The sequence below is a fragment of the Priestia sp. ST2 genome (assembly GCF_055810735.1).
In genome coordinates this window covers 108,718-120,744 of the sequence record NZ_JBVVNT010000002.1, presented here as the reverse complement: position 1 = coordinate 120,744, position 12,027 = coordinate 108,718, and the positions used below count along the sequence as shown (strand labels likewise).

Annotated in this window: 17 protein-coding genes; 3 read left to right on the top strand and 14 right to left on the bottom strand. The window is 38.5% G+C overall.

Translation table 11 applies throughout. The features are described from left to right. Positions 1–39 precede the first annotated feature (39 nt). Positions 40–1,626, top strand: a complete 1,587-nt coding sequence (locus AC0KUU_RS07000) for a glycosyltransferase family 39 protein (RefSeq protein ID WP_322552107.1) — start codon at positions 40–42, stop codon at positions 1,624–1,626. Between the two features lie 40 nt (positions 1,627–1,666). On the opposite strand, the gene AC0KUU_RS06995 is transcribed toward AC0KUU_RS07000, so the two are convergent. Together AC0KUU_RS06995 and AC0KUU_RS06990 are read right to left on the bottom strand one after the other, a co-directional pair. Further along, a complete protein-coding gene (locus AC0KUU_RS06995; protein WP_340597222.1) occupies positions 1,667–2,086 on the bottom strand; it encodes a GNAT family N-acetyltransferase in 420 nt (139 codons plus the stop codon). Positions 2,087–2,210: 124 nt separating this feature from the next. Beyond that, the gene (locus AC0KUU_RS06990) at positions 2,211–2,408 is read right to left on the bottom strand and encodes a hypothetical protein (RefSeq protein ID WP_322552108.1); all 198 of its coding nucleotides are present in this window, start codon (positions 2,406–2,408) and stop codon (positions 2,211–2,213) included. Between the two features lie 92 nt (positions 2,409–2,500). On the opposite strand from AC0KUU_RS06990, the gene AC0KUU_RS06985 reads away from it, so the two are divergent. Beyond that, a complete protein-coding gene (locus AC0KUU_RS06985) occupies positions 2,501–3,415 on the top strand; it encodes an aminoglycoside phosphotransferase family protein (protein ID WP_162214368.1) in 915 nt (304 codons plus the stop codon). Between the two features lie 17 nt (positions 3,416–3,432). Here the strand turns inward: AC0KUU_RS06985 and AC0KUU_RS06980 are convergent, their stop codons facing one another. From AC0KUU_RS06980 to AC0KUU_RS06965, 4 genes are all read right to left on the bottom strand, one after another. Next, complete coding sequence (locus tag AC0KUU_RS06980) at positions 3,433–4,428, bottom strand: LLM class flavin-dependent oxidoreductase (protein ID WP_322552109.1); 996 nt, start codon at positions 4,426–4,428, stop codon at positions 3,433–3,435. Positions 4,429–4,442: 14 nt separating this feature from the next. After that, entirely contained in the window at positions 4,443–4,727 is a 285-nt protein-coding gene (locus AC0KUU_RS06975; protein WP_014459792.1) for a DUF3219 family protein, read from the bottom strand. Positions 4,728–4,861: 134 nt separating this feature from the next. Continuing rightward, entirely contained in the window at positions 4,862–5,455 is a 594-nt protein-coding gene (gene uptA / locus AC0KUU_RS06970; protein ID WP_013057365.1) for an undecaprenyl phosphate transporter UptA, read from the bottom strand. A gap of 94 nt (positions 5,456–5,549) precedes the next feature. Next, positions 5,550–6,269, bottom strand: a complete 720-nt coding sequence (locus tag AC0KUU_RS06965) for an endonuclease V (RefSeq protein ID WP_050690174.1) — start codon at positions 6,267–6,269, stop codon at positions 5,550–5,552. 268 nt (positions 6,270–6,537) lie between these two features. On the opposite strand from AC0KUU_RS06965, the gene AC0KUU_RS06960 reads away from it, so the two are divergent. Next, complete coding sequence (locus AC0KUU_RS06960) at positions 6,538–7,413, top strand: glycerophosphodiester phosphodiesterase (protein ID WP_162214370.1); 876 nt, start codon at positions 6,538–6,540, stop codon at positions 7,411–7,413. Between the two features lie 34 nt (positions 7,414–7,447). Here AC0KUU_RS06960 and AC0KUU_RS06955 read toward each other — a convergent pair whose 3' ends face one another. The 8 genes from AC0KUU_RS06955 to AC0KUU_RS06920 all read right to left on the bottom strand — a co-directional run bounded on the left by AC0KUU_RS06955 (position 7,448) and on the right by AC0KUU_RS06920 (position 12,006). Further along, a complete protein-coding gene (locus AC0KUU_RS06955; protein ID WP_098333061.1) occupies positions 7,448–7,960 on the bottom strand; it encodes a hypothetical protein in 513 nt (170 codons plus the stop codon). A 27-nt stretch (positions 7,961–7,987) separates the two neighbouring features. Next, positions 7,988–8,482, bottom strand: coding sequence for a hypothetical protein (locus AC0KUU_RS06950; protein ID WP_322552110.1), 495 nt, complete (start codon positions 8,480–8,482; stop codon positions 7,988–7,990). Between the two features lie 53 nt (positions 8,483–8,535). Beyond that, on the bottom strand, positions 8,536–9,066 hold the full coding sequence (locus AC0KUU_RS06945; RefSeq protein WP_162214373.1) for an ankyrin repeat domain-containing protein: 531 nt from the start codon (positions 9,064–9,066) through the stop codon (positions 8,536–8,538). 243 nt (positions 9,067–9,309) lie between these two features. Further along, positions 9,310–9,822 carry an ankyrin repeat domain-containing protein gene (locus AC0KUU_RS06940; RefSeq protein ID WP_162214374.1) on the bottom strand — a complete coding sequence of 171 codons (513 nt, stop codon included), beginning with the start codon at positions 9,820–9,822 and terminating at the stop codon, positions 9,310–9,312. 139 nt (positions 9,823–9,961) lie between these two features. Then, positions 9,962–10,339, bottom strand: coding sequence for a ribonuclease toxin immunity protein CdiI (gene cdiI / locus AC0KUU_RS06935; RefSeq protein WP_322552111.1), 378 nt, complete (start codon positions 10,337–10,339; stop codon positions 9,962–9,964). Positions 10,340–10,452: 113 nt separating this feature from the next. Next, positions 10,453–10,923 (bottom strand): SMI1/KNR4 family protein, encoded by a 471-nt coding sequence (locus AC0KUU_RS06930; protein ID WP_322552112.1) that lies wholly within the window; start codon positions 10,921–10,923, stop codon positions 10,453–10,455. A gap of 94 nt (positions 10,924–11,017) precedes the next feature. Next, entirely contained in the window at positions 11,018–11,497 is a 480-nt protein-coding gene (locus AC0KUU_RS06925; protein WP_116516031.1) for an antitoxin YezG family protein, read from the bottom strand. A 53-nt stretch (positions 11,498–11,550) separates the two neighbouring features. Next, a complete protein-coding gene (locus AC0KUU_RS06920) occupies positions 11,551–12,006 on the bottom strand; it encodes a DUF600 family protein (RefSeq protein ID WP_322552113.1) in 456 nt (151 codons plus the stop codon). Positions 12,007–12,027: the final 21 nt, after the last annotated feature.

The following is a 12,027-nucleotide window of genomic DNA, read 5'->3' as shown; positions in this document are numbered from 1 at the left end:
CTACTACTTATTCGATACATTGTCATCGGAGGATTTTATATGAACGTACTACAAAAAAGAACGGCTTTTATCGTAATGGCTGCTTTTCTTTTAGCATTTGTTTTCAGTATCGTTTCACTATCACACTATAAAGGAGAAGAACATTTATTTTCGATTCAAGAAAGTCATCAGTTAAAAAAGATTACGAATGGTATATCTGCTCCTGATAATAATTCGAGGGATCATCGTCTTCCTTCAGGAAACGGTTCCGCTTCGTCTAGCAATTCCGGAGAACACGTAACGCCTTTTCATAATCTATCTATGGATAACGGTGCCGCAGGTCAAGGAGCTAATAAAGACTATGAAACGCCGCTCGCTCTTTATACAGTGGGCTTTTTTATAACAGCAGCTTTCGTTTACGGATTATTAAAGAAAAAGAAATGGCATTATTCAATAGGGCATTCTCGCGTTATTTTATGGTCATTACTTGGCACTGGACTATTTATCCGGATTGCGCTGATTCCGTGGGTAGGCTCTCATATGGATGCATCTCTTTTCAAAAACTGGGCATCGGTTGCGGCTAATCATTTTTCAAATTTCTATGCTAAAAGCGGAAGCGATTATCCGCCGTTTTATATTTATATCTTGTTTATCGTTGGGAAAGTTGGCAGTTTACCGGATTTTCAGCAGTATTTTTCGCTGTTGATTAAAATCCCGCCTATTTTAGCAGATGTCGTCACATCTTATTTACTCTATCGTTTAGCTCGTAAATACTTGGCACCTTCTTTTGCCTATCTGTTAGCAATTGGGTATTTATTTAATCCGGCCATTTTAGTTAATTCAACGTTTTGGGGACAAGTCGATTCATTTTTCACTTTGCTTATTGTCCTAGCAATTGTAATGATTACGGAAAAAAGCATTTATGCGTCGGCCGTTATTTTTACAGCAGCGGTCTTAATGAAGCCGCAGGCGATTATTATCCTGCCTATTTTGTTTTTCGAGCTCATTCGCCTGAAGCAAGTGAAACATTTCTTCGGCATTGCTTTCACTGCTGCTTTCACTGCTGCTGTGATTTTATTGCCTTTTTCAGCTGGAAAAAGTCCTACGTGGATTATTAATTTATTTTCATCCACCATTGGAGAGTACCCGTATGCCTCTGTTAACGCCTATAACTTTTTTAGTTTAATAGGCGCAAACTATAAAGACAGCTCTGCAACGCTGCTGTTTTTCAGCTATCATACGTGGGGGCTTATTTTTATCGTCGCGACGACTATTTTTTCTTGGCTTATTTATATAAAAGGACGCCGCTTTAAATACGCCGCTCTTGCAGCACTTATTCAAATTTCCGGAGTATTTACGTTTTCTTCAAGCATGCATGAACGCTACTTGTTTCCAGCAGCAGCTCTTGCTTTGCTTGCTTATATTTATTTGAAAGACAAAAACTTGCTTTATTTATCCCTTGGATTTAGCATCAGTATTTTTATGAACACTTTTTTTGTTTTATACGGTGCCAGCAATATGCAAAACAGTACGTCCTATCCGTTTTCTATGTTTGCTACATCTATGCTAAACGTTTTGCTTGTTATTTATTTAGTAAAAGTTGCTTGGAATTTAGTTCAAAAAAGTACGGTTTTAAAAACTGCATAATACAAAAAGCTCAGTGAGTATGACTGATCACTGAGCTTTTTTATATAACAAGCGACATGCCTGGCGCGTCTTCTTCTCTTTCTTGAAACCCTAATTTTTTATAAAAATGATGCTTTCCTTTTGCTGCAAACAGCTGAATCGATTCAATTCCGCTTTCTTCGCATTTCGTCAACAGCTCTTGAATAATTTGCTTTCCAAGCCCTTTGTTTTGGTATGTGGGATCTACCATCACGTCGCAAATAAGCGCTTGGTAAATTCCGTCTGAAATCATACGGCCAAATGCAATTAATTGTTCATGGTCGTAAATACCGACTCTAAACCAGCTGTTGGCTGCGGCTTCAAACAGCTGTTCTTTTGTATAATTGCCTTTTTTACTTTTATGTAATCCGCTCGCTTCATGCAAAGCTGCAAACTGTTCAAATGACGGAACCTCTTTTTTTATTACGTAAGACACGTTCATTCTCCTCTCAATACCGTTGTTTCTATATTATATTTATACATCAAACAGAATAATAATTCAACATTTTTATCTAGTTATCTTGTTACCCTTTCTCCAAATAAAAAAACTGCCAAACGGCAGTTTTTTAGGCTTGTACTGATTTTTTTCGTTTTTTAAGATCAATTCCTGCGATTATAAGCAAAATGACTCCAAGAACAATAATGATTTTACTCACCGTTTCTAGCCACTCCGGTGCGCTTCCAGCAAGTAAAAGTGAAAACCCAATGATATAAACCGGGAACCCCGCAAGAGCCCAAGGGGGTTTCACCTTCTTTTTCTTCATATGTAGGATCTCCTCCTTCTTTACAGATTCTATATAGACTGTATATGATGAGTTTATCAGAAAAAATTGGAAACAACAAAGGAGACAAACGCATGCATACGTTGCCTCAAACGTTTTGTGATACGATTACTCACCTTCACTCTCATAAAGGTCAAAAGTGGTTAACTGACTTTCCTCAGCTGATTCGCTACTGTGAAGAGCGCTGGCGCATCAACATTCACAGTCACTTTCCCCTTTCTTACCACTTTGTTGCTCCTGCGCGCAAAGCAGATGGAAGTGAACTAGTTGTCAAACTTTTTGTAGAGCCTTCAGAGCTGCTTCATGAGCAAGAAGCACTGACAGCACTAGCTGGTGAGAACACGGTAAAGGTCGTGGACAGCGATGCTGGAAAAGGCATTTTACTGCTTGAAAAGCTGTCTCCCGGATGCCCGCTTTCCTCTTTATCAACTAAAGAAGAGGCTGCGTTAATCGCTGCTCGGCTTATGAAATCCCTGTGGCGCATGCCTCACTCGGACTCCACTATCGAAACAGCCGTTAAAAGAGAGAAGCAGCTTCGAGAGTATACACAAATGTATCCAAGCGGTATTGATTTTCTTTCTTCTGAAACGCTTCAACACGCACTAGCCGTTTTCTCTGAATTAAACCGCACTTCTCAGCAGCTTTTTTTGCTTCACGGTGATTTGCATCATGATAACATCTTACAGTCTGGTGAGGCGTGGAAAATAATTGATCCAAAAGGGTTAATTGGAGAAAAAGAGTACGAAATTATCCCTTTTCTTTTAAATCATCTGCCTAAAACAAACGTGGCAGAGACAATTGACCATCGAATCAATATATTTGTAAAAGAACTGAACGTAAGTAAAAAACGCATTTTACTGTGGGGATACGCTTATTCTGTACTAGCCACGTGCTGGTTAATAGAAGACCGCCAAGACGCCGCTTCTTTTTCACGTGCTATAGAAGCATTTCAGCACTTATTTGAGTACTATTACGGACATAAAAAATAAGAGCCGACATTTGGCTCTTATTTTTTGCATTTCTCTGCGACAAGCTCATATGATTTTAATCGGTCAGCCGGATCGTGTGTAATGGTGACAAGCATGAGTTCATCCGCTCCGTAGCGTGCTTGAACTTCTTGAAGACGGACGTGTACTTCTTCCGGGTTTCCGATAATCATGGCTTCTTTCATCTTCTTCATTTTTTTCTCTTCTTCTTCTGTCAGCGGATAGCTGGCCGCTTCTTCAATAGAAGGCACGCCTTTTGCTTCCATTTTATCCTGCTGAATTTTCCATACGAGTGAGCTCGTTGCGATGCGATGGGCTTGCTCCGTTGTTTCAGCGCAAATGACCGATACAGTGACAATCGCATAGGGCTGATCACCGGTCCGTCTTGGCTGAAATGCCTGTTTGTACTGATCAATAATAGCTGAACCATCTTGTTCACTCATAAACTGTCCAAACGTATAGGCCATTCCGTTTCTAGCGGCGAGCTCGGCACTTTTTTTACTTGTGCCAAGCAGCCAAGGTTCCGGAGAGACAGGAGGCAGCGGCGAAGCTGAAAGCTTTGCGTATTCATGTTCAGCCGGAAATTTATCGTCTAAAAACTGCAGAAGCTCTTTAACAAGTTCAGGCATTTTAAATACTTGCTGCAAGAAGTTATCCGACAGCGCATTTGTTGCTTCAGCCGATCCACCCGGCGCGCGTCCAATCCCTAAATCAACGCGCCCTGGAAACAGCGTTGCGAGCATGTTATACGTTTCAGCTACTTTATACGGCTTGTAGTGAGGCAGCAGCACCGCTCCCGATCCAATTCGAATTCTATTAGTCTGTGCGCCGATATAGCCAAGCATCACTTCAGGAGCCGAACAGGCAAGTCCAGACAAATCATGATGCTCTGCAATCCAGTAGCGCTCATAGCCAAGCTTGTCACCCCCTTTGGCCAGCTGCATTGATGCTTCTAACGCTTCCGCTGGGGTCTGATGGGATGAAACGGGCGATTGGTCGAGTATACTTACTTTCATCACGCATCTGCTCCTTATTCGTTCACTTCAATTAAACTTAATGAAAAATCCCCTACCTGACCTTTTTCATATAAATTGGTAAAAGACGTAGAGTACTGATGAATCGTTCCTTGGAAATCCAGATCTTCTTCCGGGACATTTACATGAAAAGTACCTTTATATAAAAGTGTAGTAATATCATGATATTCCTCACTTGTTACTTTAAAATCAACTGAAACTTTTGTTTTGCCTTTTACAATTTCTTGTTCATAGCTGTAAATTTGAATAGGCGTATCATTTAATACAATTTCTTGTACCACGTTAAATCGTCTCCTTTTTTAGTGCGTATGAAAAATAATAGCACTTGAAGAAGTCATGAGCAAATAAAAGAGCTTCTGGTTGCGCATGCAAAAAAAGCATGGCTTTTTGCCATGCTTTTAGTCCGAAGATAATCTTATACGCGCTTTGTACGCGTGCGTTTGAATACGAAATAAAGAACAATAATAACAAATGCCGCAACCACAAACGGAAGCGTATATTTGCTTGCTACGTCTTCAATGTTCGCCCAGTTCTCCCCTAGCTTTCCGCCTAAGTAAATAAATAAAATCGACCAAGGAATCATCGCTAACACGGTTAAAGACGTAAACTTCCAAAACGGCATTTTAGCAATACCTGCAGGAATCGAAATTGCATGTCGAACAACCGGGACAAAACGGGCGGAGAAAACAACGCCCGCGCCGTATTTATTAAACCAGTTTTCCGCAAGATCAATATGCTTATCATGAATAAATAAGTACTTGCCGTATTTTTGAAGAAACGGACGTCCTCCGTAGGCTCCAATCCAATATAAAAACCACTGTGCAATCGTTCCGCCAATAATTCCGGCAATGACTGCTCCAGGAAAACTAATCATACCTTGAGAAATCATATACCCTCCGTAAGCTAGTACAATTTCACTTGGAATGATTTCAATCATTAAGCCGAGCGCAATACCTAAATAGCCAAGGCTCGTTAAAAAATCCAAAATACTCGCAACAAATGAACTCACCTTTAATCACCTTACTCATTCTTTAATAATTTTACACTACTACTATATTCCAACCATCAGTATAAAAGGAAACTATGAACTCACTATGAACAGCTTACTTCCCTGTTGACTGCCGGTACCTTTTCCGCAGCTCATGCGTATGCAGATCTGCTAGGCGGACCGGAATCGGAAGCTTACTTTCTTTTGAAATAAAATGCATCATAAGCTGATACGACATGTCCAAATCAATATAGTTTCCGCACGACAGAAAAATAGGCTTTACCCCTTTGGCTGTCCTTACTACTCTACCATAAACTTCATCATCAATCACAATATCTTCATAAGCGCCCTCTGTATCTTCAGGCATAACGTAATCATGTCCCTTGATCTTTAAATAGCTTTTCCCAATTCCAACGGTAGGTTTATTGAGAAAAAACGAAGCATGTGTGGCTACTCCCATGTGCTCGTAGTGCAAATATCCGTTGCCATCAAATAAAAACACGTCGGGCTCTATTTGAAGTTTTTTAGCCGCTTCAAGAATTAAAGGCAGCTCTCGAAAAGCTAGGAATCCAGGAAGATAAGGAACAGTTACTTCTCCTACACTGTGCACTTTTTCTACAACGTTTTTCGTCTGATAATCAACCACTACAATGCTGCAAGCTCCGTAAGATATGCCGTTTTCTTCCCAATACGCAACATCAACACCAGCACAGTTATGTATATGCGTCATTTTGACGCCTGATGTTAAATCAATTTGTGCTTTTAGCTTTTGCTGAAGCGTCCGGCACTCCTCTTTTGTTTGCATCGTAAACGTATGTATGTACTGAATATCCATGTTCCATTCCTTTCATTGACTGACTCACCTATTATACAACTATTTTCTAAGAAATTCCTATTCTTTTTTTCACACCTTTTATTATAGCGCTGTTTCCTTAACGTTTGATTAAAATTCCTATTCGTTTACGCATTTTTTGTAAACATCACCATGAAAAAATCCCTATTTTTCTTTACGAAATGTCAACGCTTTCTACACACTTTCTCTATATCAGCATCACATTTTTTCGTTATGCTGTTTCTATACCAACGCATAGGAGAGAAACGTGATGAAAAAATATTTAGCTGTTCTAAGCGCCGTCGCCTTATTATGCTGTTCGATTGCTTCTTCTGCTTTTGCACGCACGGAAGAAAAACTCACAAATATCGCGCACCGAGGAGCCTCTGCTTACGCACCTGAAAATACAATGGCTGCTTTTCACCAAGCGCTAGAAATGAATGCGGATTACATTGAACTTGACGTGCAGCAAAGCAAAGACGGTGTACTCGTTATTATGCATGACCGTACCGTAGACCGAACGACAAACGGAAGCGGACACATTCGAGAGTTAACGTACGCGGAGCTTCAGCGCTTGGATGCAGGAAGCTGGAAAGACAATTCATTTGCGAATGAAAAAATTCCAACTCTTTCACAAGTGTTAGATGAATTTCAAGGAAAAATCGGTATATTAATAGAGTTAAAAGCGCCGGAACTTTATCCTGGAATTGAAAAAAAAGTAGCTTTTGAAATCAACAAGCGACAGCTCGATCACGTTATCATTCAGTCTTTTAACGTTTCATCCATGAAAAAAATGCATGAGCTTCTCCCAAACGTTCCTATAGGCATACTAACTTCTTCAGAGCGAGATACAAACCCAAACTCAATCCGGCAATTTGCTGACTTTGCCACTTACTTTAACCCTTCCTATGATATCCTAACGCCTGCTCTTATCCACCAAGTTCATTCTGCCGGAATGAAAATATCGCCGTGGTCTGGAACCAAGCGGCTTCCCGCTTCATTTTTGTGGAAAACAAAAAGTGACGGAGTGATTACGAATTATCCTGATGAAGTGAATTGGGTGCAAACATCAAGTACTATCGGACAACAGCTCGAAAAAGGCAGCGCCCGCCGAGTAATTACACTTGCCGTCACAATGTGGCCATAGTTCCTGTAATCTTTTACTAGTAACCTCGTCTTCCTTACTGCCTTTTTAACGCTTCAATACGTTTAATTTCATTGAAATACTGAAAGTTCCCTTTAAAACATCTCTCCATCGTTTTAAAAAACTGCTCCGCTCCTCCTAACACCATCATAAAAAAGTCTTGTTTCGGAAGCACTGCTTTTACGGGAGGAGATGTATGCAAGGTATACAGTATAAACTGTTCAGAAGCCGATTTTAAGGTTAATGCTAACGCTTGATCTGGAAAATTCATCTCTCCATACCCGGTCTCTTTTAAACTCTCCATTGCATTCAACAAATAAAGCCACATCCCATCTATAACGTCCCATGCAGATGCATCAAGAAGCGGCTCACCGTAGTATTCGAGCTTAATAGCTCCTTCAAGGCAAGTAAAATCAAGCTGATTACCGTAACGAATGAGTTCTGCTTCATTTGATATCTCGATAAAATAGGTAGATTCCTTTTCATATAGAGATGATAAATCGGTAATCAAAATATCTGGACGCTTAATGAATGTTTGAACACGAAACAACGTTATCCCTCCATGCTCTGTTTACTTTCACAGCTCAAATAAATTTTCTCCGTCCTTATTTACCCAATACTTTTCTATTTCTGGAATCAAACCTGTAAAGTCTTCATACGTTCCTTCCCAATCGCTTGGAACATATTCTTCAAATGAAGCCGGTTCAGGAAACATGGAATAGAACGCCTTTTGATCAAAATCCACTAAAAACGAAGGGCTAAAGTCTAATACGTCTTCTTCACCTTTGCTTTCTATTTTATTTTCAAACAGCTTTAAAAGAGTAGCTCCATCTGCTTTATATGACTCTATACGTTTTAAAAAAAGCTCAGCATTTTCACTGCTGAGAACCTCGATTCCTTTTCGTTCAGGTTCAATATATTCATCAACCGCTGAATCACCTTCATTTTCAAAAGCTTGTGTAAACTTTACATAATCCAGATACCATAGCTCTCGATCGGTTACATACCATTGAAACTGCTTTTTATATACCACTCCGACAATTACGTTTTCAGCATATATAGGTTCTAGCATGAGATGGACCTCCTTGCTTTTATTAGCTTTGTGACCTGTTATATACGATTTTATTAGTCTTCAAGCACTCTCTTTTGTACTTTTCCATTCAGCTTTCGCTTTAAATATTCAGCAATTTCTGTTTGTCCAAATTCCTTAGCATATCGGTACGCATCCATATCCTCGATATTCTCTCCGGTATATTGAACGGAAATATCTATACCTTGATCAACTAGATGTTCAACTACTTCTTTATGACCACCGTAAATTGCTGCGAACAATGGATTTCTTTTTGCCGAGCTTACATCTAATTCTGCTCCAGATTGGATTAAGTACTGTACTATTTCTACATGCCCCTCACCTGCTGCCACTCGTAAGGGAGAAGCATCAAATATATCCCCTTTTATATTTACATCGATTCCTTTATGCACTAGATACTCTACTATTTCCATCTGTCCTTTTTTTGCTGCTATATGCAACCAGCTACCAAATGGAGTCATGGTATGTAGAATTTCTGTATTACTACCTATTAATTCTTTGACTGAGTTAATGTCACCACGTTTAATTGCATTTCTTATTGCTTTATTGACGCTGTTTTTCTCCAAATCATATCCCCCTTAATGTAGTCGCCCATTATTGCCGTGTTTTAATATAGACATCTCCCTCAATAATTTAGCTGTTTCTACCGTTTTTGCTTTTAAATAGTTGTGATCAATTAAAATCACTGTCGTATTTGTAGTTCTTTTAACACTTTTGTTCGCAAATCATTCATTGTTTTCCTATTCGTATCATCATTTAATAAAGAAGTTAATCTTTCTATGTAACTATCCGCATTCTCTATACATCTTTCAAAACCATTTACTGTCCACCTTCTGCTTTAAATATTCAGCAATTTCTATTTGTCCTCGTTCAATCGCAAATATGTAAGCATCCATTTCTTTCATGTTTTCACCAGAGTATGTAATCGATATATTAATATGATTCTCAACTAACAGTTTAACCATCTCAAAATGACCGTTATATATGGCAGCAAACAGCGGATTTCTATCTGGTTCACTGATATCAAGTTCAATATTATGGTTAATAAGATACTTAGCAATATCTATATGTCCTTTTGCAGCCGCTCTTTCTAAGGCATTGGTAGAAAAAGTTCCTTCTTGTGCATTAACATCTATTCCAGCACGAATAAGGTACTGGACGATTTCTAAATGACCATGAGCTGTTGCTATATGTAGCCATGTGCCAAAAGGTGTGACCCATGTTAACATTTCTGGCTCTTTCTCAAGTAAGTCTCTCACCTTATTTAAGTGACCACCTTTTATAGCACCTCTAATAGCTTTTGTCATTTGAGTTATTTCCATTTTTCATTTTCCCTCTACTTTCTACCTTATAGAATTCTCTCCAAAATATATCGCCTCTCTGCTTGGTGTGACGCACTGTAGTGTGGAGAGCTTATGCTCTATAGCAAGGCTCGATTCGTGGCTCCTTTATGTACTCCTACTAGTCTTCCTTACTATGATTTTGTTTGATTTTATGTAAAAGAGCCATCACTTTTTCTTTATCATGGGCATGATCTTCCATATATACGCGGCAAATTTTGTGCAAGTAAGTTAAAAACGTTTCATAATCGACAATAACACTTTTGCCAGTGTCACCCGTACCGTCTAGAAATTCAATTCCGGTTTCAACATAACCCTCTTCCCACGGCTCTAAGTCACCTGAAAATGTACAAATGTGGTACTCATTTCCATAACCAGTTTCCTCTGAAAAATAGTGTAAGACTTTTAAAAATTTTTGATCTGATAAAGCGCTATAAAAACTTATCATGGGAGACAACGTACAATCTATATCATGAAATAATTCTACGATCTTCTTCATTCGTATCCCCTTTTTATAATTAATTGAATCAACATTTACTATTTGATCACGACTACTTCTATGAGAGCCTCAAAAAATCAACAATTATTTTCATGCCCTACTTTAGCTGCGGGTTAATGAAGCATAGCTGAAAATTCTTTGAATGTATCTGCAACAGGATACGTGGTCGGCTCAAGCTCAGCAGAATTTTCATGATCCCAGACACAAACGCTAGGATTATCTCTTGAATTTCTATAATCTAAACACACAAAATCTCCTGCAAATAACATTGCGATTGGTAATAAAGTTACTCCCAATAAATCTCCATCATCTGTAAGCCGATCCTCTAATTGAGTCCACGTTACATCAATGTCAAACGTACCAGCTTCATTGTTCTCTGGGGCTTCAAGAATACATAAAAACCTTATTAATGCATAGCTATGACTCTTCACTTTAAAAGCTTTTGTTTCTGGAGAAGCCCCGTTATTTCTTTTTATCATTTGTTTATAGTCTGGAGGTAATTTCACTCTCCAAAGCGTTTCCTTTTCAGCTAGTAAATTATCCAATGGTAAGGGATAAATGATTGAATCTTTTTTTATTTCCATTGAATGTACTCCTTCTCTGTAGTATTCTTTTATTCCCTAGGGAGTGAAATATGTATATTTAACATAATGAACTACACTATAAGCTGTTCATTTTTTATCTATCTTTTACAGCCTCGAGATACCTCTTTAGATGCTTTTCCCCTAGCTTGCTCTTTGGCAAGATACCAAGGTATTCATATTTCCATATTGTCTTCCTAGCATGGGAATCTGCGGCTGAAAGATCATCATAATTAAATTGAATAGTAAACGTTTCTTTGTGATTAAAAATTAAAGTGAAGCTGGTCCATGGCTTTTGGTTCTCATCTTGGGTAAACACTTTCCACAATTCTTGGATGCAGTCTAATAATTTGTTCCATTGTTTAACATAGTCTTCTTCATTTAAAGCAAAAATTTCAGGAATGTCATGACTGTATATAATTTCATCACTGTTATTAGGATAATAATAGAAGTACGCTGTTTGGGCACCATCAACAACTTCACCATAAAGATAAACTTTAGAACACGCTTCCGGAATGGTCTCTATTACGATATTGGCTATGTCTTGATATAGCTTATTCACTTTTTCTTCGTTCATCTAACATTCCTCCTGCTGCCTTGTTAAATTGCCTAAGAAGCCCTAGCAAAATACTAAAGCCTATTATGTTTCACCTCTTCAAACCACTCATTAGCACTATAACTAGCGGTTTTAACATCATCATTTATATAAACCAACTCGTAATTGTATTCCGCTGTAAAGTGGCCGCTCTTCACATCATAAATTAGTTTCATCTCCGTTGGCATGTCTCTGTTATTTTCTTTACACAGCGCTTCAATTTTTTCAATATCTTCATTTAAAATATCTAATACCATAAATCCTCTTTTCGGAGATACATCATATCTTTTGTCCTCATCCTCTAAGGCGTCATTCACTTGATGAGACTTTACATATTGATTGTTAATAAGATAAAAAAACTTACTAGCGATAATGTTTCCTTCACACGAAGCATAGATATACACTTTGTCGGCTCTATCGTTAATATATTCCATACAAATTGATATCATATCAGCTTGGAGTTCACTGAATCGCTCTTCAAATTCTTTCATATGATGTTGCACCTCGCTTAT